Origin of the sequence: Halorubrum trapanicum, assembly GCF_017873555.1 — an archaeon.
GTDB classification, from domain to species: Archaea; Halobacteriota; Halobacteria; order Halobacteriales; family Haloferacaceae; genus Halorubrum; species Halorubrum trapanicum.
Map to the genome: position 1 here is coordinate 171,626 of NZ_JAGGKE010000003.1, position 22,199 is coordinate 193,824.

The 22,199-nt window shown below is 69.7% G+C and carries 22 protein-coding genes and 1 pseudogene; 12 read left to right on the forward strand and 11 right to left on the reverse strand.

Annotated features, from left to right (window positions below):
* Positions 1-18: 18 nt before the first annotated feature.
* The 3 genes from J2744_RS05045 to J2744_RS05055 are packed head-to-tail and all read right to left on the reverse strand — an operon-like array spanning position 19 to position 3,162.
* Entirely contained in the window at positions 19-954 is a 936-nt protein-coding gene (locus tag J2744_RS05045; RefSeq protein WP_209545346.1) for a carbohydrate ABC transporter permease, read from the reverse strand.
* Positions 951-1,994: a carbohydrate ABC transporter permease gene (locus tag J2744_RS05050; protein ID WP_245203198.1), complete on the reverse strand. Its 1,044-nt coding sequence runs from the start codon at positions 1,992-1,994 to the stop codon at positions 951-953. The genes J2744_RS05045 and J2744_RS05050 overlap by 4 nt, the downstream gene beginning before the upstream one ends.
* A gap of 10 nt (positions 1,995-2,004) precedes the next feature.
* Positions 2,005-3,162, reverse strand: coding sequence for an ABC transporter substrate-binding protein (locus J2744_RS05055; protein WP_209545709.1), 1,158 nt, complete (start codon positions 3,160-3,162; stop codon positions 2,005-2,007).
* Positions 3,163-3,604: 442 nt separating this feature from the next.
* Here J2744_RS05055 and J2744_RS05060 point away from each other — a divergent pair, with 442 nt between their 5' ends.
* From J2744_RS05060 to J2744_RS05075, 4 genes are all read left to right on the forward strand, one after another.
* The gene (locus J2744_RS05060; protein ID WP_209545348.1) at positions 3,605-4,654 is read left to right on the forward strand and encodes an AAA family ATPase; all 1,050 of its coding nucleotides are present in this window, start codon (positions 3,605-3,607) and stop codon (positions 4,652-4,654) included.
* Positions 4,651-5,304 (forward strand): protein sorting system archaetidylserine decarboxylase, encoded by a 654-nt coding sequence (locus tag J2744_RS05065; RefSeq protein ID WP_209545349.1) that lies wholly within the window; start codon positions 4,651-4,653, stop codon positions 5,302-5,304. The genes J2744_RS05060 and J2744_RS05065 overlap by 4 nt, the downstream gene beginning before the upstream one ends.
* Before the next feature lie 70 nt (positions 5,305-5,374).
* Positions 5,375-6,025 (forward strand): HVO_2922 family protein, encoded by a 651-nt coding sequence (locus tag J2744_RS05070; RefSeq protein ID WP_209545351.1) that lies wholly within the window; start codon positions 5,375-5,377, stop codon positions 6,023-6,025.
* Between the two features lie 88 nt (positions 6,026-6,113).
* Positions 6,114-7,307, forward strand: coding sequence for a DNA primase (locus J2744_RS05075; RefSeq protein WP_209545360.1), 1,194 nt, complete (start codon positions 6,114-6,116; stop codon positions 7,305-7,307).
* Positions 7,308-7,362: 55 nt separating this feature from the next.
* Here J2744_RS05075 and J2744_RS05080 read toward each other — a convergent pair whose 3' ends face one another.
* The 5 genes from J2744_RS05080 to J2744_RS05100 all read right to left on the reverse strand — a co-directional run bounded on the left by J2744_RS05080 (position 7,363) and on the right by J2744_RS05100 (position 9,995).
* On the reverse strand, positions 7,363-7,578 hold the full coding sequence (locus tag J2744_RS05080; protein WP_209545362.1) for a DUF7472 family protein: 216 nt from the start codon (positions 7,576-7,578) through the stop codon (positions 7,363-7,365).
* A 59-nt stretch (positions 7,579-7,637) separates the two neighbouring features.
* Positions 7,638-7,829: a hypothetical protein gene (locus J2744_RS05085; protein WP_209545364.1), complete on the reverse strand. Its 192-nt coding sequence runs from the start codon at positions 7,827-7,829 to the stop codon at positions 7,638-7,640.
* A gap of 126 nt (positions 7,830-7,955) precedes the next feature.
* On the reverse strand, positions 7,956-8,303 hold the full coding sequence (gene rpl12p / locus J2744_RS05090) for a 50S ribosomal protein P1 (RefSeq protein WP_209545366.1): 348 nt from the start codon (positions 8,301-8,303) through the stop codon (positions 7,956-7,958).
* A 16-nt stretch (positions 8,304-8,319) separates the two neighbouring features.
* Complete coding sequence (locus J2744_RS05095) at positions 8,320-9,360, reverse strand: 50S ribosomal protein L10 (RefSeq protein ID WP_209545368.1); 1,041 nt, start codon at positions 9,358-9,360, stop codon at positions 8,320-8,322.
* The gene (locus J2744_RS05100) at positions 9,357-9,995 is read right to left on the reverse strand and encodes a 50S ribosomal protein L1 (protein WP_209545370.1); all 639 of its coding nucleotides are present in this window, start codon (positions 9,993-9,995) and stop codon (positions 9,357-9,359) included. Before J2744_RS05100 ends, J2744_RS05095 begins: the two co-directional genes overlap by 4 nt.
* Before the next feature lie 322 nt (positions 9,996-10,317).
* Here J2744_RS05100 and J2744_RS05105 point away from each other — a divergent pair.
* Positions 10,318-11,862 (forward strand): annotated as a pseudogene (locus tag J2744_RS05105) (acyl-CoA carboxylase subunit beta).
* Positions 11,862-12,185, forward strand: coding sequence for a hypothetical protein (locus J2744_RS05110; RefSeq protein ID WP_245203200.1), 324 nt, complete (start codon positions 11,862-11,864; stop codon positions 12,183-12,185). Before J2744_RS05105 ends, J2744_RS05110 begins: the two are co-directional and overlap by 1 nt.
* 227 nt (positions 12,186-12,412) lie before the next feature.
* Here the strand turns inward: J2744_RS05110 and J2744_RS05115 are convergent, their stop codons facing one another.
* A complete protein-coding gene (locus J2744_RS05115; protein WP_209545372.1) occupies positions 12,413-12,682 on the reverse strand; it encodes a hypothetical protein in 270 nt (89 codons plus the stop codon).
* An 86-nt stretch (positions 12,683-12,768) separates the two neighbouring features.
* Here J2744_RS05115 and J2744_RS05120 point away from each other — a divergent pair, with 86 nt between their 5' ends.
* From J2744_RS05120 to J2744_RS05135, 4 genes are all read left to right on the forward strand, one after another.
* Positions 12,769-14,673, forward strand: coding sequence for an ATP-binding protein (locus J2744_RS05120; RefSeq protein ID WP_209545374.1), 1,905 nt, complete (start codon positions 12,769-12,771; stop codon positions 14,671-14,673).
* An 87-nt stretch (positions 14,674-14,760) separates the two neighbouring features.
* On the forward strand, positions 14,761-15,108 hold the full coding sequence (locus J2744_RS05125) for a hypothetical protein (protein WP_209545376.1): 348 nt from the start codon (positions 14,761-14,763) through the stop codon (positions 15,106-15,108).
* Positions 15,109-15,251: 143 nt separating this feature from the next.
* The gene (locus J2744_RS05130; protein WP_209545378.1) at positions 15,252-15,719 is read left to right on the forward strand and encodes a TRAM domain-containing protein; all 468 of its coding nucleotides are present in this window, start codon (positions 15,252-15,254) and stop codon (positions 15,717-15,719) included.
* Positions 15,720-15,849: 130 nt separating this feature from the next.
* A complete protein-coding gene (locus tag J2744_RS05135) occupies positions 15,850-16,335 on the forward strand; it encodes a Tfx family DNA-binding protein (RefSeq protein WP_209545380.1) in 486 nt (161 codons plus the stop codon).
* Between the two features lie 30 nt (positions 16,336-16,365).
* Here the strand turns inward: J2744_RS05135 and J2744_RS05140 are convergent, their stop codons facing one another.
* On the reverse strand, positions 16,366-17,409 hold the full coding sequence (locus J2744_RS05140; protein ID WP_209545382.1) for a succinylglutamate desuccinylase/aspartoacylase family protein: 1,044 nt from the start codon (positions 17,407-17,409) through the stop codon (positions 16,366-16,368).
* Between the two features lie 142 nt (positions 17,410-17,551).
* Here J2744_RS05140 and J2744_RS05145 point away from each other — a divergent pair, with 142 nt between their 5' ends.
* Both J2744_RS05145 and J2744_RS05150 read left to right on the forward strand, forming a co-directional pair.
* Positions 17,552-18,379: an MBL fold metallo-hydrolase gene (locus J2744_RS05145; protein WP_209545384.1), complete on the forward strand. Its 828-nt coding sequence runs from the start codon at positions 17,552-17,554 to the stop codon at positions 18,377-18,379.
* Positions 18,380-18,412: 33 nt separating this feature from the next.
* Positions 18,413-19,513, forward strand: a complete 1,101-nt coding sequence (locus tag J2744_RS05150) for a molybdopterin-dependent oxidoreductase (RefSeq protein WP_209545386.1) — start codon at positions 18,413-18,415, stop codon at positions 19,511-19,513.
* Positions 19,514-19,547: 34 nt separating this feature from the next.
* Here J2744_RS05150 and J2744_RS05155 read toward each other — a convergent pair whose 3' ends face one another.
* Positions 19,548-22,037, reverse strand: coding sequence for a DEAD/DEAH box helicase (locus tag J2744_RS05155; protein ID WP_209545388.1), 2,490 nt, complete (start codon positions 22,035-22,037; stop codon positions 19,548-19,550).
* Positions 22,038-22,199 lie beyond the last annotated feature (162 nt).

Here is a 22,199-nt window from a genome sequence, read left to right on the forward strand (position 1 = left end):
ACGAGTTTGGCGTGCGGGTCACGCCGCCACCCCCTCGGCGAACTCCTCGCCGAACAGGATGTACACCGCAAGCGTCGGCAGCGCCGCGAAGAACGCCCCGGCCATCCGGAGCGCGAAGTCCTGCCCCTCCAGCGAGGTCCCGAGACCCGCCAGGATCAACACGACGGGCGCCGCGGGGCTCGATTCCGTCGAGACGATCACCAGCGTGAAGAGGAGGTCGTTCCAGATCTGGGTGAACTGATAGATGAGGACGACCGCGAACATCGGTCCCGACAGCGGGAGGACGATCCGCCGGTACACCCGGCGGAGCGTCGCCCCGTCGAGGCGGGCCGACTCGATCATCTCCTCGCTCATCGTCTTGTAGTACGTCCGGAACAGGAGCGTACAGATCGGGATCCCGTAGGCGACGTGGGTGATCACCAGTTCGATGATGCCGGCGTAATCGTTCGGAATGCCGAGCGCCCAGACGAACGAGAGCGCCTCGCCGAGCTGGACCCACTGCGACCAGAACTGGGTCAGCGGGACCAGCACGGCCTGGTACGGGATGAATATCCCGGCGATGATCAACATCAGCACCACCGCCTTGTACGACTTCTTCCACGTCGGGATCGTCAGTCCGTACGCGGTGATGCTCCCGACGAACGCCGAGATAACCGTCGCGGGCACGGCGTACAGCAGGCTGTTCCCCATTCCGCGAAGCAGGGCGTCGATCGCCGACCCCCACTTCTCGAAGGTGAGTCCCGACGCTCCCGGCGGAGCGAACGGCGCCGTCTCGACGATCGCCGTGCCGGTCTTGAACGAGGTCACCAGCCCGGACTCGATGGGGACGAGGTAGAAGGCCGCCGCCAGCAGCAACACGATGTACAGCGCGGCGTCCTCGATCGTCACTCCCTCGAGATTCCAGCGGACATCTGTCGTCGCACCGCCGTCAGTTCGAAGTTCTCCGTCACTCATAGGTTGTCCCTCCGGTACTCGTACACGAGGTAGGGGCCGATGACGCCGAGCGCCATCGCGAACAGGACGATGGCGATCGCCGACCCGTACGCCCAGTTGAGGTTCGCGTACGCCTCACGCACCATCTTCGTCGCGAGGATGTCGGCGCCGTTCGGTGGCCGGTACCCCCCCGACAGCGAGTAGAGGAAGTCGAAGGCCTTCATGCCGAACACCATCAGCACCACGGCGGCGCTGATGGTCGCGCCCTTCAGCTGGGGAATGATCACGCGCCAGTACATCTTCAGGGTCGACGCGCCGTCGACCTTGGCGGCCTCGTAGTGTTCGCTCGGAATGGCTCGAAGCCCGGCGAGGTACACGACCATCGCGTACCCCGAGAACTGCCACATCAACGCGAAGATGACCGCGTAGAGGACGATGTTCTGGTTGCCGAGCCAACTCACCGGGCCGAGTCCGACGGTGCCGATGACGCTGTTGGCGATCCCGTTGTTGTAGTTGTAGATCCACAGCCAGAACTGCGCCGTCACCACGAACGAGAGGCTCATCGGCAGGAGGTAGATCGTCCGGAACGTGTTCTCGAACCGGATCCCCCTGTCTATCAGGATCGCCAACAGGAGACCGACCACGAGCGTCCCCGCGGTGAACGCGACGAGCAGAATGAGCGTGTTGATCGCGGCGTCGACGAACCCGGAGTCCGCGAGCGCCCGGGTGTACATCTCGAGGTCGAGATTCGAGTAGTCCGGCGCGTTCTCGAAGCGCTGGTAGTCGGTCAGCGAGATCAGCAGGTTCCAGATGACCGCACCGTAGACGAACAGTCCCATCAGCAGGAACGGCGGCAGCCAGAAGATAGACGACTCGATGAAGTCGCTCCCGAAGTGCCGGTCCAGCGCCGCTTCGACACGAGTCCGGAAGTCCCGGTCCGGTTCGGGCGCGGACCCGGCGGCGCCGTCGTTCACGACGCCGCCGTCCGTGCGGACCGCATCCTCGTCGTCCCCCAAGGAGGGCCTGATCGTCCGGTACAGTCGACGGTAAAAATCGAGCATCTGGTCGTGCTCAGTTCGACACCGCGTCCAGGAAGCCGGTCGTCGCCGCGTCGACGTTGTACGGGCCGGTGAACTCCGAGGAGATGACGTCGTTGAGCGCCGTCATCGTCTCGGAGGGAACGCCGAGTCCGTGCTGGAGGTTCGGCGGCCGGTACTCCGCGTTCGCGAAGTCCTCGGCCGTCTCCTGGAGGTACGGACCGAACTCGTCCATGCTCACGTCGGTCCGGGTCGGGATCGAACCCTTGTACTGGTTGAACGCGATCTGGGCCTCCGGACTGCCGGCGAACGCCGCCCAGGTCTTCGAGGCCTCGGGCGTCGGGTTGTTCGCCGGGTAGATGAACGAGTCGAAGTGGAGCGTGTACATCCCCTCCGTGCCGGGGAACGTCTTGAAGCCCCAGTCGTCCTCGTAGTCGAAGTCCTCGGCGTTCCGGAACGCGCCCGCCGCCCAGTTACCCTGGTGGATGAAGGCGGCGTCGCCGTTGATGATGTTCTGGTTCGACTCGGTCAACGCGATCGAGGACGCGTCGTCGCTGATGTAGTTCTCCAGGATCTCCGCCGTCGTCTCGAACGCCGACCGGACGGCCTCCTCGTCGCCGTTGCCCTCGAGGAAGTCCATGTACGGCTGGTAGCCGCTCTCGCCGAGCAACACGGCGCCCCACAGCTGGGTGGTCGTCCAGGTGCCCGCCATCGCGTGGGTCATCGGGATCGCGTCGGTCTCGTTCGAGACCGTCTCCAACGCGTCGATGAGCGCCGAGGGGCTGTCGAGCGAGCCGACGTCGACCCCCGCGTCCTCGACGACGGAGACGTTGTAGAAGAGGCAGTTCAGCCGGTGCGAACCGAGCGGCACGGCGCGGTAGCTGCCGTCCTGCTGGTGGAGTTCCGTGGCCTCCTCGACCATCACGTCCTCGAAGTCGTTCTCCTCCCAGACGTCGTCGACGCTGCCGAGGACGCCCTGGTAACGGAGCAGGTTCGGGCCGGGCCAGCCGGCGAACGCTCCCGGCGGGTCGTCGCTCTGGAGCCGGTTCGCGACCACGGCGTCGAGGTTCTGGTTACCGCCGCCCCCGATGGGGTTCATATCGAGACCGGTGTCGGGGTGCGCCTCGTTGAACGCCTCCTCGAGCGCCTCGGCCGCCGCGGCCCCGTCGCCGCCGGTCCACCCGTGAAGCACCTCGACCGGGTCACCGCTGCCGTCCCCCCCGTCGCCGCCGGAACAGCCGGCGATCCCCACGGTTGCGAGGCTTCCCGCGCCAGCTACGTAGTGGCGACGGGTGAGTCCGTTCTCCGAATCTGCGCTGTTGTCACGTGACATGTACCCACTCGTTCGGATGGACCATACTTAACGATTGATGTTCATTTACTCGGTGTACTATTAAAAAACACAGGCCAATTCAAAGCGCCGAAAGAGTCCTATAAGTCCGTTTGCGGCGGTGAAAACGACTGTCGGACCGTCACCGACACCCTAATTTTAAACGATTCGCATGGGGGCGATCGTAACGAATTGACGGCCGACTCCGGTTCGGGGCGCGCTCTCGGCGCTGCCGTCGAGAGCGCGCCCCGTCTCGGCGCGCCGACCGACCGATTCTTGACCGCGCGGCCCCCACTCGACGGTAATGCAGGGACCGCTGTGGATAGACACGCACGCGCCCGCCCTCGACGAGATCCGGCAGGACGAGGCCCGCGACCGCCTGCGCCGGGCCGTCGACGAGCCGATGAACCTCGTCGTCCAGGGACCGCCGGGGGTCGGGAAGACGGCGGCGGCGCGGGCGCTCGCCGACGCCTCCCACGCCGACCCGGACGCCGACCTGATCGAGATCAACGTCGCCGACTTCTTCGGCCGGACGAAAAAGGAGATCCGGACGGACCCGCGGTTCGAGGGGTTCCTCGAAGGGCGGAGCGGTATGGCGAAACGCGACATGATAAACCGCGTGCTGAAGGAGTCGGCGTCGTACGCGCCGATGTCCGGCGAGTACAAGACGGTCCTGCTGGACAACGCGGAGGCGATCCGCGAGGACTTCCAGCAGGCGCTGCGCCGCGTGATGGAGAAGCACCACCGGACCACCCAGTTCGTGATCGCCACCCGCCAGCCCTCGAAGCTCATCGCGCCGATCCGGTCGCGCTGTTTCCCGGTCCGCGTGCGCTCCCCGACGACCGACGAGACGATCGACGTCCTCGAAACGATCTGCGACCGCGAGGATGTCGACTACGACGGCGACGGACTGGAGTTCGTCGCCAGCGCGGCCGGCGGCGACCTCCGGGAGGCGATCCTCTCGGCGCAGGCGACCGCGGTCGAGGGCGACGAGATCACCATGTCGACCGCCTACGAGACGCTGGGCGAGGTCGGCGACGACGACGCGCTCCGCGAGGCGCTCGCCGACGCCCGCGCCGGCGAGCTGAAGGACGCGCGCTCGACGCTCGACGACCTCCTCGACGAGGGGTACGACGGGGGGGAGCTGCTCCGCGAGACCCTCCGGGTCGCCCGCGCCGGCTCCGAGTACGGCGGCGACGACCTCGCCCGGCTCCACGCGCTCGCGGGCGAGGCCGACCTCGACATGTCCGATGGGCTGGACGACACGACCCACCTCGTCCACCTGCTCGCGGCGTGGGCCGCGGGGCGGACCGAGCTCTCGCCCGCGCTGCGGGACGCGGAGGTCGGTCCGTGACCCGAACGCCGCCGCTCGCCCGGTTCCTCCCGTTTCCGGTGGTCGACGCCGCGTGGGACCTGGCGCTCGTCCCGGCGCTCGCGGGCGCCGTCGCGCTGCCCGTCCTCCCGCCGGTCGGGGTCGCGCTCGTCGCGCTCGCGCTCGGCGTCCTCTGGTTCCACCGCGACCCGGAGCGCGACCCGCCGACGGGCGAGGAAACGGTACTCTCCCCGGCCGACGGCACCGTCTCGGTGGTGCGCGAGGAGGGGTCGCGGCTCCGCGTCGGCGTGTTCATGAACGTCACCGACGTCCACGTCAACCGCGCGCCGCTCGCGGGCGAGGTCCGCGAGGTCCGCCACCGCCCCGGCGCGAACCGCCCGGCGTTCGACAAGGAGTCGGACCGCAACGAGCAGGTCGCGGTCGATTTCGGGGAGTACGAACTGCTCGTCATCGCGGGCTGGTTCGCCCGCCGGATCCACCCGTCGGTGGAGCCGGGCGACCGCGTCGAGCGCGGCGACCGCGTCGGTCACGTCTCGTTCGGCTCGCGCGCGGACGTGGTGTTGCCGGCGGACGTGACCCGCGAGGATCTGCTCGTCACCGAGGGCGACAGCGTCCGCGCGGGCGAGACGATCATCGCGGAGCGGCCGGGCGCGGCGTCGGATCTCGGATAACGGATCGCGCGCGAGCGACGCCCCGGTTCGGGCATACGCTTTTGTTTCGCGGCGGTGACGTTTCCCGCGTATGTCAGACGAGACCATCCACGAGTCGAGGCGGTCGCGGACGCGACAGGGGCTGGCCACGTACCTCCGGCGGATCGCCCGGGCGCTGGGCCGGGGCGATCCGGTGCCGGTCGACGAGGCCGGCACGGTGACGGTCGACGCGGCCGCGACCGGCGACGTCGAGGTCGAACTCGAACGTCAGGAGGGAACGGTTCACTTCGAGGTCGAGATGGAGTGGCCCGACGAGGCGGCGGCCGTCGACGAGGACGCGGCCGCGAGCAAGGCGACGTTCGAGCTGTACGCCGACAGCGCCGACGAGTACCGCTGGCGGCTCCGCCACGACAACGGGAACATCATCGCGGACGGCGGCGAGGGGTACGCCGACAAGCGCGACGCGGGGTCGGGGATCGAGAGCGTCCAGCGGAACGCGCCGGGCGCGCACGTGATCGACGTGTCCCGCGACGAGGAGGCGCCCGACGAGGGCGGCAGCGACGCCACCTTCGAGCTGTTCCGCGACAGCGCCGACGAGTACCGTTGGCGGCTCGTCCACGACAACGGCAACGTCATCGCCGACGGCGGACAGGGGTACGCCTCGAAGCAGAAGGCGAAACAGGGGCTTCGAAGCGTCAAGTCGAACGCGCCCGGCGCGGCCGTCGAGGAGACCGACGAGTAGCCGTCGGCGGCCGCACTCCCGCTCGCGGCGGTCTCCACGACCGCGGACCGCACCGCTTATTCGCCGGCCCTCACTATCTCGGGCCGACATGGACGCGCTCGACGCCAAGTACCCGTTCTTCGCGAGCGCCCGCGAGGCGGTCGCGGAGGCCGCGGTGTCGCTGCCGGAGCTCGTCGCGGCCGACGCGCCGGCCGTCGAACGCGCCCGCGAGCGCGTCGAGCGCGCCCTCCTCGAAGGGACGGTCGCCTCCGAGAGCGGCGCGTTTCCGGGCGAGTCGGCGTACGACACGCAGGCGGAGCTGCTCTCGTACCCCATCGCGCGGATCCTCGTCTCCCTGCTCGACTCCGCCCCCGCCATCGAGAAGTACGCCGCCGCGGAGGCGGCGACCGCGATGGAGCGGATCCGCCGCGACCTCGACACCGACGACGAGCTGCGGTCGGTGTCGTCCGCGACGGTCGCGCTCGACGACCTGCTCGCCGAGTTCGACCTCGCGGGCGCCGTGCGTCCCGACCCGGGCTCCCCGGCCGGGGTCCGCGGCGGCGCGGTCGGCGGAGGTTCGGGGGCCGGCAGCGGCGCGGCGACGGTCGGGAGCGGCGCCGGCCGCGACTCGGACCACTACCGGATCGCCGTCGGTCCGTACCTCCGGCTCACCTCGCCCGAGTGGGGCGACTCGTGGCGGCTCGTCAACCGCGCGCTCGCAGACGGGACAGTGCGCGTCTCTCGCGACGAGCTGCTCGCGGCGCTGGAGGCCGCCGTGGAAGACCGCGTCGCCGATGGGCTGCCCTTCGAGCTGGCGGCCGACGAGGGGATCGCCGCGGCGCTGGAGTCGCGCGTCGCCGACCTCCGCCGGCTGCTCTCCGAGCGGACGTACGCGGAGCCGCCGGACGTCGTCGCGCCCGCGCTGTTCCCGCCGTGTATGACGAACCTGATCGAGAAGGCGGAGCGCGACGCCGCCCTCTCTTCGGCCGAGTCGTTCGCGCTGATGGCGTTCCTCGTCGGCATCGGGATGACGCCCGACGAAGTCGTCGCCTTCTGCGCGGACACGAGCCTCGACGCGGAGGGGATCCGCTACCAGACCGAGTACCTGACCGACGAGCGGGGGACCCAGTACCCGCCGCCGACCTGCGAGACGCTCGCGAACTACGGCATCTGTCACAACGAGGACGACCACATGCAGGTCGCGGCCGATCCCCTCTCGTACTACGAGAAACGGGTGGGCGCGACCGACGAGGTGACCGACTGGCGGGCCGGTCGCGAGACGGACGAACCGAGCGAGGCGTAAATCCGATACGCCGCCCGAGGAGGGCGGAGAAGGAGCGGACGACGGCCCGGCGTCCCTACGACTCGTCGCCCGTGCGCATCAGGTACGTTCCGACGCCGGCCATCAGCAGGACGAACCCGGCCAGAAGCGCGACGAGCGCGAGCGCTCCCGCCTCCGGGAGAGCGCTCGATCCGCCGAAGGTAACCCCGATACCGACCAGCCCGGCGATGAACACCGCGGCCGCCGCCAGCGAAACGGTGATCTGCCGACGGAGCTCCGCGTCGATTTCCATGGCTGCGGCTTCCCGTCGCCGCTAAAAAAGGACTTCGATGGGCGCTCCGCCCGTCCCGTTCAGTTCGCCAGGTGAGTGATGTCCCGCCGCAGGCTGTACCCGCGCGGCACGCCGACGATTTTGAGACAGTCGCCGCACAACACCCGCTCGTAGTCGCGGTTGGTCTCCTTCTCCAACAGGGAGACGTCCGCGAGCGGGAACACCGACTCGCACCGATCGCACTCCGCCTTGTCGCCGTCGACGATCTTCATCAGCTCTCCGTTTCCGAGATCGGTATATAAACTCGCGGACGGCGTTATCACTCCGGATATCGAGTCCGATAAAAATCGGGTGGTCGGGAGTCGGTCGACGCGTCGGGGGTCGGCGGTCCTCCGGCGTTAGCCGAAGAGCTCGCCGAGACCCTCGCCGCCGTCGCCGTCTTCCTCGTCGTCGTCGGCCGCTTCCTCGGCGGCGTCGGCCTCGTCGGCCTCGTCGTCGTCGTCGGCCTCGTCGGCGGACGCGTCGCCGTCGGCGGAGCCGCCCGAAGCGGCGCCGGCGGCGGCGGGGGCCGCGGCGGCCGTCTCGATGGCGTCCTCGATGTCGACGTCCTCCAGCGCGGCGACGAGCGCCTTGACGCGGGACTCCTCGACGTCGACGCCGGCGGCTTCGAGCACGCCGGTGACGTTGTCTTCGTTGATCTCTTCGCCAGTCTCGTTCAGGATGAGCGCAGCGTAAACGTATTCCATTTGTGTGTACCTCGTGTTATCCGAACATCGCGCCGAGTCCGTCGCCGCCGTCGCCGCCGTCGTCGTCGGCGTCGTCGTCGGTCTCCTCGGCGTCTTCCGTTGCTTCGTCCGCCTGTTCCTCCTCCTCGTCGGCGTCGTCGTCGGCCGGCTCCGTCGCCGGCGCGGTCTCGACGCCCTGAAGCTCCTCGGGGAGCGCCTCCTCGTCGTCGATCTGCGTCGCGAGCGCGCGCAGCTGGGCGTCGGCCTTCCCGATCAGGTCGGGCACGACGTCCGGGCTCTCGATCTCCGCGAACAGGCCGACGGACTTCGCCTCGCCGGACGCCTTCGCGAGAAGGATGCCGGCGGTGGCGGCCGTCGGGTACGCGGCGTTGACCGAGAGGTTGCGCGCGGCGGCCGCGGCGGACTGGATGTCCGCGCGGTACTCGTCGACGTCGAGTTCGAGCTCGTCCGGCTCGAATAAGACGCCCTCGGAGTAGACGGCGCGCAGGTCGAGACCGACCTCCTTCGGCTCGATGCCGAGCTCGACGAGGACGTTCGCGAGGTCGTCGTCGACGACCTCGCCCTCCTCCAGCACGGTCGAGTCCTCGGTCACCTTGATCGAGCCGTCCTGGATGCGGGCGGCCGCGCCCACGGTCTGAAGCTCGCCGACGAACGGTCCCGGGTCGACGCCGGTGTCGCCCTCGGGGATCACGATGTCGTTGGGGGCCACCTCGCCCGCGTTGATCGGGGCGGGGGTCTTCGAGGCTTCGAGCTGCTTGAAGAGACCGAACGGGTTGTCGTTGGTGCCGACGAGCGCCACCTGACCGCTGACGTACTCCGTCAGCGCCTCGACCCCGTCGTCGACCTCCTCGAGCGCTCGGTTCGTGAGCGTGTTGCGGCTCATGCGGACGGCCGCCGAGCCGTGAAGCTCCCGGCGCATGGCCTGGAGCTGCCGGCTCGGAATGCCGGCCACGCCGACGATCCCGATGGACTGGTAGGAGTCGATGAACTCGACGAGTTCGCCGACCTCCTCGCGTTTCCACTCGGGGATCGTCTCGGTCTTGCGGACCGAGCTCATACGGGCACCTCCTTCGCGGGACCCATCGTGGTCTTCACGTAGATCCCGTCGATGTTGAGCGGTCCCTTCTCGAGGTCTGCTTCGAGTCGCCGGATGATAACGTCGATGTTGTCCGAGATCGCGTCGGCGCCCATGTCCTCGGCGCCGACGCGGGTGTGGAACGTGCGCCGGTCGCGCGACCGGAGCTGCACCGTGTTCTTCATCCGGTTGACTGTGTCGACGACGTCGTCGTCCGGCTGCAGTGGGGTAGGCATCTTCCCGCGCGGACCGAGGACGGTACCGAGGTACCGACCGATGTCCTGCATCAGGCTGGCTTCCGCGACGAAGAAGTCGGTATCGTCGGCCAGATCCTTTGCGCGGTCGTCGTCGTCTCCGAGGTCTTCGAGGTCGTCGCTGTCGAGCACTTCGTCAGCGACCTCCTCTGCGCGGACGGCGGTTTCGCCCTCCGCGAAGACGACGATCTGTGTCTCCTGCCCCGTTCCAGCCGGCAGCACGACGGACTCGTCGATACGGTTCGACGGATCGTTGAGGTCGAGGTCTCGCAGGTTGATCGCGATGTCCACGGTCTCGCGGAAGTTCCGCTCGGGCGCATCGTCGAGTGCGAGGGTTACGGCCTCTTGTATTGTGTCTGCCATTTTCACCTCCGTAGTACGCAGGTCGCTCCTACGGGTCAGTGAAACAGGCGAAGCCTGTCTCAACGGAGAATGGTTCATCGGAGGGTTAAAAGCGTCGAACTGCCTGTCTCCGTGTGAACCGGCGACAGGGCCGCTCCGCGGCGGTCGCGCGGTCGACCCCGGTGCCATCGTTCGCGGCCGCCGCCTCGGCGTCCCGCCCGCCGCCGTCGCCGTCGCGGATCGGGTTCGACGCTCGTCGAAGCCGAAAACGTCGGATAGGGGAACCCTTTTGACGGCGCTCGCCGACCCACGAGGTAATGACGCAGGGTGGTCCGCCGTGACGATGGACGACCGTATCGAGGACCTCCGCGAGCGCCGCGAGCGGGCGGCGAAGGGCGGGGGCGAAGACCGGATCCAGTCCCAACACGACAAGGGGAAGATGACCGCCCGCGAGCGGATCGACTACTTCCTCGACGACGGCACCTTCCACGAGTTCGACCGGTTCCGCACCCACCGCAACCACACGTTCGGGATGGAGGAAAAGCAGATCCCGGGCGACGGCGTGGTGACCGGCTACGGCGAGGTGAACGGCCGGAAGACGTTCGTGTTCGCGCACGACTTCACCGTCTTCGGCGGGTCGCTCGGCGAGGTGTTCGCCGAGAAGGTGTGCAAGGTGATGGACAAGGCGATGGACGTGGGCGCGCCCGTCGTCGGTCTCAACGACTCCGCAGGCGCCCGGATCCAGGAGGGGGTCGCCTCCCTCGGCGGCTTCGCGGAGATATTCCGGCGCAACACGGAGGCCTCGGGCGTGATCCCGCAGATATCGGCGATCATGGGGCCGTGCGCGGGCGGCGCGGTGTACTCGCCCGCCATCACGGACTTCACGTTCATGGTGAAAGACACCTCCCACATGTTCATCACCGGGCCGGACGTCATCGAGACGGTCACCGGCGAGGAGGTGAGCTTCGAGGAGCTGGGCGGCGCGGTGACCCACTCGTCGACCTCCGGCGTCGCGCACTTCGCCGAGTAGAGCGAGGAGGAGGCGCTCGACGACATCGCACGCCTGCTGTCGTACCTTCCCGCGAACAACGTGGCGGACCCGCCGCGCGTCGAGCCGTGGGACGACCCCGAGCGCGCGGACGACGAGCTCGCGGAAATCGTCCCCGACGCGCCCCGGAAACCGTACGACATGAAGGACGTGATCGGCAGCGTCACTGACGAGGGTTCGTTCTTCGAGGTCCACGAGAACTTCGCGAAGAACGTCGTCGTCGGCTTCGCCCGCCTCGACGGCCACTCCGTCGGCGTCGTCGCGAACAACCCCCGCGTGAACGCCGGCACGCTGGACATCGAGGCGAGCCAGAAGGGCGCGCGGTTCGTCCGGTTCTGTGACGCGTTCAACATCCCCATCGTCACCTTCGAGGACGTGCCCGGGTTCATGCCCGGAACCGATCAGGAGCACAACGGGATCATCCGCCACGGCGCGAAGCTGCTGTACGCCTTCTCGGAGGCGACCGTCCCGCTCCTCACCGTCATCACCCGGAAGGCGTACGGCGGCGCCTACTGCGTGATGTCGTCGAAACACATCGGCGGCGACGTCAACTACGCGTGGCCCACCGCGGAGATCGCGGTGATGGGACCGAAGGGCGCCGTCAACGTCCTCTACCGCGAGGAGCTGGCCGAGGCGGACGACCCCGACGCGCGCAGACAGGAGCTCATCGACGAGTACCGCGAGGAGTTCGCGAACCCCTACACCGCCGCCGACCGCGGCTTCGTCGACGACGTGATCGAGCCGACCGAGACGCGCGCCCGCCTCGTTCAGGACCTGAAGATGCTGAAGGGGAAGAGCTCGGATCAGCCCGCGAAGAAACACGGCAACATCCCGATCTGATGGCGGCCGACGACGAGGCGGCCGACGGCGAGGCGGCCGTCGGCGAACGGACGGCTCCGGAAACGGCCGCGCTCGCCGGCCTGTCGATCCCCGACGACGCCGGCGACGACGAGACGGCCGCCATCGCCGCGGCGGTCGCCGCGCACCTCAGAGACGGCGAACTCGCTGCCGCGGCCGCCGCGGCCGACGCGGACGACGGCCGCGACGAGGACCGGTGGGGACTCGCCGCCCGGATCGATCGGCTCCACCGCCGCCGAGTGCGCGTTCCCGCCGACGCGCCGACGGATCCGTGGACGGCGGCCCGTCGGAGCGACCGGTTCTGAGCGGTCGGCCACACTACGTCTGCGGACCCGATCGAGCGACCCGACAATAATACATTTCCTGACACGTCGAACGGAACTGCCGGACGCAGAGACGTCCGGCCGCGCGCATTCCCCCGACAGCGCGGCGTCAACCCGTCGCGCCGTCGACCCGGCCCTGAATCAGGGCGCGTTCGTAGATACGTCCACTGACATATATATCTGTGGTAAAGAGTCTCGCGGGCGGTCGTTCAGCGGGGGCCTTCGTTGCCGGACGACTCGTTAGCAGATCTCTCGTCGCCCGCGGTCTCGCTGGTCGACTCTCGCTCGTCGCCGAGGCTCGTCGGTCTGCCCCGGCCGCCGAACAGGCGGTTGAGTACGGCCGGGACGACGACCACGAAGGCGAGGAGCGCGCCGATCCGGATCGGCAGCGATGCGTCGGTGGCCACCGTGAGTCCGAGGTAGACGGCGGCGCCGACGAGGACCGACGGCAACACGTACGGGTTTCCCGCGTCGAGCATACCTCATCGTGGCGCCCGCGGTCCCCTTAACGGCCTCGGCACGGACCGACAGAGTTTGGTAGCAGTTCGTGGAAGAACCGACAGGAATGTTCGATAAGGTTCTCGTGGCGAACCGCGGCGAGATCGCGGTCCGGGTGATGCGGGCCTGTGCGGAGCTGGGCGTCGACACCGTCGCCGTCTACAGCGACGCCGACAAGCACGGCGGCCACGTCCGGTACGCGGACGAGGCGTACAACGTCGGGCCCGCCCGCGCGGCCGACTCGTACCTCGACGGCGAGGCCGTCGTCGAGGCGGCGCGGTCGGCCGGCGCCGACGCGATTCACCCCGGCTACGGCTTCCTCGCGGAGAACGCCGACTTCGCCGCGCGCGTCGAGGCCGCCGCCGGGATCACGTGGGTCGGTCCCGCGAGCGACGCGATGGAGCGGCTCGGCGAGAAGACCCACGCCCGTCGCGTGATGGACGACGCCGACGTGCCGATCGTCCCCGGGACGACGGAGCCGGTCACCGAGGTCGAGGCCGTCACGGAGTTCGGCGACGAGCACGGCTACCCCGTCGCGATCAAGGCCGAGGGGGGCGGCGGCGGCCGCGGGATGAAGGTCGTCGAGAGCGCTGACGAGGCCGCAGAGGCGCTCGAATCCGCCAAGCGCGAGGGCGAGGCGTACTTCTCGAACGACTCCGTCTATCTCGAGCGATACCTCCAGACCCCCCGCCACGTTGAGGTTCAGGTCGTCGCGGACGACCCGGCCGCGGGGTCCGGCGACGCGAGCGGCGACGCTGACGCCTCGGTGACGGAGACCGACGTGGTCCACCTCGGCGAGCGCGACTGCTCGCTCCAGCGCCGCCACCAGAAGGTGATCGAGGAGGGTCCCTCTCCCGCCCTCTCCGACGAGCTGCGCGAGAAGATCGGGGAGGCCGCCCGCCGCGGCGTCGCCGCCGCCGACTACACCAACGCCGGGACGGTGGAGTTCCTCGTCGAGGAGGACCCCGACCGCGACCCGGACGAACCGCTCGGTCCCGACACGCCGTTCTACTTCCTCGAAGTCAACACCCGGATCCAGGTCGAACACACCGTCACGGAGGAGCTGACGGGGATCGACATCGTCAAGGAACAGCTCCGGGTCGCGAGCGGCGAGGGCCTCTCCGTCTCGCAGGACGACGTGGAGCTGGAGGGCCACGCCATCGAGTTCCGGATCAACGCCGAGGACGCCGCGAACGACTTCCAGCCCGCCAACGAGGGGTCCCTTGAGACGTACGACCCGCCGGGCGGGATCGGCGTGCGCGTCGACGACGCGCTCCGGCAGGGCGACGAGCTGGTCACCGACTACGACTCGATGATCGCGAAGCTGATCGTGTGGGCCGGCGACCGCGAGGAGTGTCTCGCCCGCTCGAAGCGCGCGCTCACGGAGTACGATCTGGAGGGCGTCGTCACGATCGTCCCCTTCCACCGGCTCATGCTCGACGACCGGCGCTTCGTCGACGGCACGCACACGACGAAGTACCTCGACGAGGAGCTGGACGCCGACCGCGTCGCCGACGCGCAGGAGAAGTGGGGGACGGAGTCCGCCGCCGCGAGCGACGGCGACGACGAGGCGGTGACCGAGCGCGAGTTCACTGTCGAGGTGAACGGCAAGCGCTTCGAGGTCGAACTGGAGGAACGCGGCGCGCCCGCCATCCCGGTGCCGGAGGGCGACGCCGGGGGCGGCGGTGGCGGCCAGCAGCGCCCGCCGCAGGCGAAATCCGACGACGGCGACGACGGCGGCGTCGACGTCGCGGAGGGCGGCGAGGCCATCGACGCGGAGATGCAGGGAACGATTCTCTCGGTCGACGTGGCCAAGGGCGACGAGGTCGCCGCCGGCGACGTGGTCTGCGTGCTCGAGGCGATGAAGATGGAGAACGACGTGGTCGCCGAGCGCGGCGGCACCGTCGCGAGCGTCCACGTCGACGAGGGCGACAGCGTCGACATGGGCGACGTGCTGATCGTCTTGGAGTAGCCGGGGCGGCCGATTTCGTCGCCGCCCGTCGCCGAGCCGCGCTGATCGACCGACGGGATTTAACCGACCGCCCGAGAAGGAATCGGCATGGAGCCGGTCGACGACTGGCGCGCGGCGATCGCGGAGGCCGGGGAGCTGACCGGCCCGATCGCCGCGGCCATCGTCGAGGCCCACGGCGACCGCGGGCAGCGCGCGATCGAGGCCGTCGGCGAGGGGCGGGTGAAGGAGTACCGCGATTTCACCGTCGTCGTCGGTCACGAGGACGAGTACGTGATCGAGGACGGCGAGTGTACCTGCGCGGACGCGACGTACAACCTCGACCCCGACGACCCGGACGAGCGCTGCTGGCACGCCATCGCGGTCGATATCGCGGACGCGATCGACGCCGTCGACCACCACGACATGTGGTACTCCGAGGTCCGCGAGTTCCTGTGACGCTGTCCTCCCGCCCGTGAGCCGCCGCGTCGCGAATCCCCGCATCGAATCAGCCGCCGCTCGGCCGCGTGAATCGCCTGTTTTCACGAATCTCGGTCAGAGAGTCGAAAACGTTTACAACGGCGGCCGGTCTCCCCTACGGTATGGCGGACTGTCCACTCGCCGACGACTGCCCCAGCTTCGACGAACGGATCGAGGGGATGGGGTGCCAACACTACGGCAACAAAGGCGGCGCGGAGTGGTGTAACCACTACGACATGCCGATCTACGAGCTGAAACAGCAGCCGGTCCAACCCGGCGAGGTGGTCGTCGTCGAGGTCGACGACATCCACGAGAGCGGCGCCGGCGTCGGGCGCACCGACGACGGGTTCATCGTCCTCGTCGACGGCCTCCTCCCCCCGGCGCGCGCCGAGGTCAAGATCCACCGGGTGAAATCCAGCCACGCGACGGCGGAGAACGTGATCGAGCGCCTCCCCGACGACCCGGACGCGGAGGAGTCCGACGACGAGACCGCGGACGCCGACGCCGACGCGGACGACGAGGAGCGTAGCCGCCGCGACCGCACGGACCGCGAACGGCTCGGCAGCCGCGAGAACTTCTGGGGCAAGTGACGGCTCCCGGGGCAGCCCCGCCCCACGGACAGTCCGGACGCCGTCGATTCCCGCCCGATCCGCGCTTCCCCCACCCGCGCCCGCCGCGCGAAACCGCCGTTTTTTGACCGCCCGGCCCGTCGGTGAGCCTATGGTGGCAGACGACGAGCGGCCGGACCCGGCGGACGTCGACGCCGACTCGATCCTGGAGCGAGCCGGGTTCGACGCCGACGAGAGCGTGCTCACCCGCCGGCAGGCGGAGGTGCTGGCGCTCCGCGAGCGCGGGCTTCGGCAGTCCGACATCGCGGACCGGCTCGGCACCTCGCGCGCGAACGTCTCCAGCGTCGAGGCCAGCGCCCGCGACAACGTCGAGCGCGCCCGCGAGACGGTCGCGTTCGCGGAGGCGCTGTCGGCCCCGGTCCGCGTCGAAATCGAGACCGGGACCGACCTCTACGACGCGCCGAAGCGCGTGTACGACGCCTGCGACGAAGCCGGCGTGAAGGTGAACCAGACAGCGCCCGAACTGATGCGGGCGATCGGCGACCGCGCGGGCGACGCGGTCCGCGGCCGCGAGGTCCGTCGCCGGCTGTTCGTCACGGTCGCGGCGGACGGACAGATCCGGGTCCGACGGCCGTAGCGCCGACCGCCCGGCCGCTTCATCGGCTCCTTACTCGCCGTCGATCCGTTCCGCGACGCCGACCAGCGTCGCGCCCGCGGTGACGGTCGCCTCACGGGCGACCGAGTACGCGATCCCGTCGCGGTCGGCGCACGCGACCTGGAGCGTCTCGAACGTCGTCGGGTCGAACACCTCGCCGACGCGATCTCCCTCCGTCACCCGGTCGCCGACGGCGAGGTCGGGTTCGGGGACGAACAGCCCCGAATCCTCGGCGATCACCCGTCCGAGGTGGTTGCGCGCGACGACGCCGTCCCACGGATCGGGGTCGCCGTCGAGCAGCCCTTCGCGCCTGAGGACGCCGAACATCCCCCGAACGCCGGTCTCGACCGCCGCCGAGACGACCTCCTTGCTGTGGGCGAGTTCCGGCGTGATCGTCGGAATGTCCTCGCGCGTGGCCGCGACTCTGAGCTTCCCGGCGAACCCCCGCTCGTCCCACTCGGTGTCGGCGTCATCGCCGGCCGCCTCCGCGAGCAGCAGGTCGGTGCCGAACGCCTCAGCCAGCCCGCGACAGGCCTCGTCGCCGCGCATGTACACCGTATGCGTCGCCATCGACGGCGAGCCGGTGTGGAGATCGACGATCGCGTCCGCCTCGCTCGCGAACGCCCAGAGCCGGGCCGCCATCCGCTCGTGGAGCGACCCCTCGGCGTCCCCGGGCCAGCAGCGGTTCATGTTCGGCTGCCGCGAGTCGAGCGACTCCGGGGTCGTGTACGAGACGCGGTCGAAGGTGAGCGGGTCGGCCACGGGGACCGTCACGAGCGTCCCGGCGAGGTCGGCGGCGGTCGGTCCGTCTCCGCCCCCGGCTTCGGCCGCGTCGCCGACGAGCCGGTCGTGGAGCCGCCGGAGGACCGCGGCGCCGTTCACCTCCCGGCCGTGCTGGGCCGCCTGCGCGTACACCACGGGCGCGTCGCCGGGCGCGTCGAGTTCGGGACCGTCGTCGCCGTCGACGAGTTCGCCCTCGCCGTAGGCGTGGACGGTCGTCCGGATCGGTACGCCCGACGGGAGCCGCGCGAGGGTGAGGCTGCGACTGGTGTGCATGCGCCCGACTCGGGACGGCTCGGGGTTATACGTCGGGGGTGCGGGCGCGGAGCGGTCGCGGCGCTCTCGGTTTCACGGCGCTCTCGGTCCCTCGGCCGTCGGGACCGCGGACGCTAAGGCCGTGGCCCGCGCATCCCGTCCCATGCGGGTCACCCTCCTCGGGACGGGCGACACGACGGGGACGCCGACCGTCGGCTGCGACTGCGACACCTGCGAGGCGGCCCGCGAGCGCGGGGTGTCGCGGTCGCGCTTCTCCGTCCACGTCGCCAACGAGCGCACCGGCGAGTCGCTGCTCGTCGACTTCAGCCCCGACTTCAGACAGCAGTTCCTCGCGGCCGACGTTCCCCTTCCCGACGCCGGGCTGGTGACGCACATCCACTTCGACCACCTCGACGGGCTGGGGAACGTCTACCGGCTCGTCGACGGGCTGCCGGTCCACGCGCCCGCGGAGACCGACCCGGCGACCGACGAGAGCGTCGCGGAGACGATCCGCGACAAGTACGACTACCTCGAAGACCGGATCGGCGTCCACGCCCGCGACCCGTTCGAGCCGTTCGAGACCTGCGGGTTCGAGGTGCGGTTCGTCCCCGTCGACCACCCGCCGCTCTTGTGTTACGGCGTCGCGATAGAGGACCCCGAGACGGGCGCGAAGCTCTCGCTCACCGGCGATACCAGCTACGACGTGCCCGAATCCTCCCGCGAGGAGCTGTCCGACGCCGACCTGCTGCTCGCCGACGCCATCGTGCCCGCGTCCCTCTGCGAACACCACCCGATCGGCGGGCGTCACGAGGGTCCCGACGGCGTTCCGCGTACCTTCGGGACGAAACACATGACCCGCGAGGGCGCGCTCGCGCTCGCGGCGGACCTCGACGCCGACCGGACGCGGCTCGTCCACCTCGCGCACTACTACCCCGCCGACGAGGCGTTCGAAGAGCCGCTGGCGGTCGACGGGGAGGTGTACGAGCTGTAGGCTTTTGCCTCGCTGGCACGTAGCACGGTCGAGATGGGACCGAGACGCGGCGTCGGCGAGCGAGTCCGCGACGCGCTCGACCGCCTGGAGCCGCCGCCGCGCGCGGTCGACTGGTCGCTGTTCGCCTTCGTCGTCGCCGAGGCGGCCACCGGGCTGATCTCCTTTACCGTCGGCGTCCCCGAGGGGTGGCCGCTGTTCTGGCTCCACCGCGCGCTCGGGGCCGGGATCGTCGCGCTGCTCGCGTGGAAGCTCGCGCGCGTCCGCCGCAGACTCACCGACCCGGCCCTCTGGCGGCGGTCGACCGCGCTCTCCGTCCTGACGCTCGTCGCCGCGCTCGGCGCGCTCGGAACCGGCGTCGCGTGGGTGTTCGGTCTCGACGTGCGGCTCTCCTACTGGACGCTCCTCTCGGTCCACGTCGGCTTCGGCCTCGCCTTGGTCCCGCTCGTGGCCGCGCACGCCGCCACCCGGTTCCGGCTCCCCCGCCGCGTCGACTTCGAGCGCCGGCGGACCGCCGTCCGCTACTTCGCGCTGCTGGCCGCGGGCGGGGCGACCTATCGGCTCCAGCAGGGAGTCAACGACGCGCTCGACACCGCCGGCGCCGACCGCCGGTTCACCGGATCGCAGCCCCGCGAGGGCGCGGGGAACGCCGCCTTCCCGATCACCTCGTGGGTCGCGGACGACCCCGACCCGATCGACCGCGACGACTACCGGCTCCGAGTGGACGGCCTCGTGAGCGACCCCGTCGAACTGACCGCCGCAGACCTCGCCGCCGGCCACGAGATGGAGGCCCTGCTCGACTGTACGAGCGGCTGGTACACGGTGCAAGAGTGGGGCGGGATCCGCGTCGGCGACCTGCTCGACGCGGCCGGAGAACTTGACGCCGACGCGGCCTACGTCCGGTTCACCTCCGTGACGGGGTACCGCTGGAGCCTCCCGATCGACGAGGCCGAAGAGGCCCTGCTCGCGACCCGCGTCGGCGGCGAGCAACTGAGCCACGGGCACGGTGCGCCCGCGCGGCTGGTCGCGCCCGATCGGCGGGGGTTCCAGTGGGTGAAGTGGGTGACGCGCGTGGAGGTCCGCTCCGAGTACGACCTCGGGCAGTGGGCCGTGACGCTGGTGAGCGGGTTCGAGTGAGCGGCGGCCACGTTCACGACCGCGGAGCGCCCGGTTACTCGTACTCGCTCCCGACGACCTCGCGGATGCGCTCCGCGGTCACCGGGCCGACGCCGTCGACCTCCAGCAGGTCGTCCTCGGGCGCGGTCATCACGGCCTCGACGGTGCCGAAGTGTTCCAGCAGGGTCCGCGCCGTGACCGGGCCGATGTCTGCGATGGCGGAGACGACGTACTCCTGCTGTTCCGCCCGGGTCTTCGTCGTCTTCTCGCCGTGGACGCTCACCTCTCGGTCGCGCGTTTCCTGCTCCCGCTTGGCGACCGTCGCGAGCAGTTCGGTGGTGTCCTCCTCGTCTTCGGTGCGGAGCACGCTCACGTCGAAGTCGACCGCGAGCGACGCGAGCGCGCCGCGGATCGCGTTCGGGTCGATGTCGCGCTGGCCGTAGAGGTTCGTCCCCTCGACGACCATCACGGGGCGGGCGTACGCCCGCGAGAGCTCGCCCACCTGCTCGAACATCGAGCGGTCGGAATCGAGCATCGAGTCGACGAAGTCGGCCGCCGACTTGCGCTCGACCGCGACGCGGTCGGAGAGCACGTAGTCGCCGACCGCGAGCGTCTCCAGCCGAGTGACCAGGCCGTCTCGCGTCGAGAGGTCCTTCGCGATCGAGGAGTCGAGCTCGCGCTGATCGACGACGACCTCGACCCCCTCGTCGACGCCGGCGGTGGCAACGACGCCGTCCTCGTCGGCCGCCGCATCCTCGTCGGTCGCGACGGCCTCGTCGCTCTCCCCGCTCTCGTCGTCCTCCTCGTCTTCACTCTCGCTCGCCTCCGCCGCGAAGTCGGTGAGTCCGGCGTCGGCGTCCTCAGCGTCTCCGCCGTCCGCGTCGCCCGACTCGTCGCCCCCGCCCGCGCTCTCGTCGACTTCGGTGCCCGCGTCGCCGCCCTCGCTCCCGGACCCCCCGCCGAACGCGTCGAGGCCGGCCTGCCCGTCGTCGCCGACGGAGTCCTCGATGTCGTCGGTGGCCTCCTTCAGCTCGGCGAGCTGGCTGGCCATCTTCTTCTCGCGGCGGCGGGAGATCCAGAAGAACGCCTCGTCGCGGGTGTCCTCGGCCATCAGGACGACCACCTTCCCCTCAGCCTGTCGCCCGGTCCGACCCTTGCGCTGGATCGAGCGGATCGCGGTCGGGACGGGCTCGTAGAAGCAGACGAGGTCGACCTCGGGCACGTCGAGTCCCTCCTCGGCGACCGAGGTGGAGACGAGCACCTCGAACTCGCCGGCCTTGAACTCGTCGAGCGTCTCCTGCTGTTGTTTCTGGCTCATCCCGTCGGAGCCGTCCTTGTCGCCCTGGCCGACGAACTTGCGGGTGTCGAAGCTCGCGGAGAGGAACTCCACGAGCGCCTCGGCGGTGTCGCGGGACTCCGTGAACAGGATGGCGCGCTCGCCGCCGTCGATCCCGAGCGTCTCGGCCAAGAGGATCCGGGCCTTCGAGAACTTCGGGTGAAGCCCGTCGAACGACTCCGCCTTCCGCATCGCTTCTCTCACTTTTGGGTCGGCGACCATGCGCTGGCTCGCCTTCGAGGCGCCCGACGAGCGCGCGGCCTCGCGCTGGCGCTCGAAGTAGCGCCGGACGGACTCGACCGACTGCGTCTCGACCAGCTCGGTCGCGCGCCGGAGCTTCATCACCTCGGCGTGGGTGCTCATTCCCTTGTACCCGTCCGACTGGTCGTTGTCCATCATCTGCTTCAGCTTCCCCCGCATCTTGTTGAGGTCCTTCTGCGAGAGGTCGGGGTTCGCCGTGTTCGTCACGCCGAGTTGCTTCAGCTTCTCCAACCGGTCCGTGATCACCTCGTTGAGCGCGTCGCGGATCTCCAAGACCTCGTCGGGGAGCGTCACCTGCTCCCACTGGACGTCGGTGTCGTGGGTGTACTCGTCGACGTCGGCGTCCGCCTCGGTCATCACCTCGACGTTCACCAGCCCGAGGTTCTCACAGACCGTCTCGATCTCCTCGGTGTCGCCGCCGGGCGAGGCGGACATGCCGGTGACGAGCGGGTCGGCCGCGTCGGCGTGGTAGCGCTCCGCGATGTAGACGTACGCGTAGTCGCCGGTCGCGCGGTGGCACTCGTCGAAGGTGAGGTGGGTCACGTCGGAAAGCGAGATCCGGTTGCCGACGAGGTCGTTCTCGACGACCTGCGGGGTCGCGATCACGATCCGGGCGTCCTCCCAGAGCGCGGCGCGGTCGTCGGGATTCACGTCGCCGGTGAACACGACGATCTCCTCGTCCGGAATCGAGAGCGCCTCGCGGTAGAAGTCCGCGTGCTGCTGGACGAGGGGTTTGGTGGGAGCTAAGAAGAGGGCCTTTCCACCTACCTCGTTGAGCCGCTCGGCGGTGACGAGCAGGCTGACCGTCGTCTTGCCGAGACCGGTCGGGAGACAGACGAGCGTGTGTTCGTCGGCGGCGGACGCCGCCAGCTGGAGCTGGTAACGGCGCTCCTGGAGGAAGTCGTCGACGAGCAGGGGTCTATCGATGCCGGCGGCCTCGGTCGCCATCGACGGCTCTTGACCGGCACCGGCCTAAAGACTTCGCGAAGCGGGGTGAAAGTTATCGGTCGCCGGACCGCTCCTCTCGGAGCTCCTCCGGCACGTCCTCGTCGACCAGCTGCGCCCACTCCGCGAGCCGGTCGCCGGATCTGGTCTGCGTACTCATCACGC

Coding starts and splice junctions, on each gene's coding strand:
- J2744_RS05060 (WP_209545348.1), top strand. CDS start 3,605: ATGCAGGGACCGCTGTGGATAGACACGCACGCGCCCGCCCTCGACGAG.
- J2744_RS05155 (WP_209545388.1), bottom strand. CDS start 22,037: ATGGCGACCGAGGCCGCCGGCATCGATAGACCCCTGCTCGTCGACGAC.
- J2744_RS05140 (WP_209545382.1), bottom strand. CDS start 17,409: ATGCACACCAGTCGCAGCCTCACCCTCGCGCGGCTCCCGTCGGGCGTA.
- J2744_RS05050 (WP_245203198.1), bottom strand. CDS start 1,994: ATGCTCGATTTTTACCGTCGACTGTACCGGACGATCAGGCCCTCCTTG.
- J2744_RS05125 (WP_209545376.1), top strand. CDS start 14,761: ATGGAGCCGGTCGACGACTGGCGCGCGGCGATCGCGGAGGCCGGGGAG.
- J2744_RS05045 (WP_209545346.1), bottom strand. CDS start 954: ATGAGTGACGGAGAACTTCGAACTGACGGCGGTGCGACGACAGATGTC.
- J2744_RS05070 (WP_209545351.1), top strand. CDS start 5,375: ATGTCAGACGAGACCATCCACGAGTCGAGGCGGTCGCGGACGCGACAG.
- J2744_RS05085 (WP_209545364.1), bottom strand. CDS start 7,829: ATGAAGATCGTCGACGGCGACAAGGCGGAGTGCGATCGGTGCGAGTCG.
- J2744_RS05145 (WP_209545384.1), top strand. CDS start 17,552: ATGCGGGTCACCCTCCTCGGGACGGGCGACACGACGGGGACGCCGACC.
- J2744_RS05150 (WP_209545386.1), top strand. CDS start 18,413: ATGGGACCGAGACGCGGCGTCGGCGAGCGAGTCCGCGACGCGCTCGAC.
- J2744_RS05115 (WP_209545372.1), bottom strand. CDS start 12,682: ATGCTCGACGCGGGAAACCCGTACGTGTTGCCGTCGGTCCTCGTCGGC.
- J2744_RS05130 (WP_209545378.1), top strand. CDS start 15,252: ATGGCGGACTGTCCACTCGCCGACGACTGCCCCAGCTTCGACGAACGG.
- J2744_RS05095 (WP_209545368.1), bottom strand. CDS start 9,360: ATGAGCTCGGTCCGCAAGACCGAGACGATCCCCGAGTGGAAACGCGAG.
- J2744_RS05135 (WP_209545380.1), top strand. CDS start 15,850: ATGGTGGCAGACGACGAGCGGCCGGACCCGGCGGACGTCGACGCCGAC.
- J2744_RS05100 (WP_209545370.1), bottom strand. CDS start 9,995: ATGGCAGACACAATACAAGAGGCCGTAACCCTCGCACTCGACGATGCG.
- J2744_RS05110 (WP_245203200.1), top strand. CDS start 11,862: ATGGCGGCCGACGACGAGGCGGCCGACGGCGAGGCGGCCGTCGGCGAA.
- rpl12p (WP_209545366.1), bottom strand. CDS start 8,303: ATGGAATACGTTTACGCTGCGCTCATCCTGAACGAGACTGGCGAAGAG.
- J2744_RS05075 (WP_209545360.1), top strand. CDS start 6,114: ATGGACGCGCTCGACGCCAAGTACCCGTTCTTCGCGAGCGCCCGCGAG.
- J2744_RS05120 (WP_209545374.1), top strand. CDS start 12,769: ATGTTCGATAAGGTTCTCGTGGCGAACCGCGGCGAGATCGCGGTCCGG.
- J2744_RS05080 (WP_209545362.1), bottom strand. CDS start 7,578: ATGGAAATCGACGCGGAGCTCCGTCGGCAGATCACCGTTTCGCTGGCG.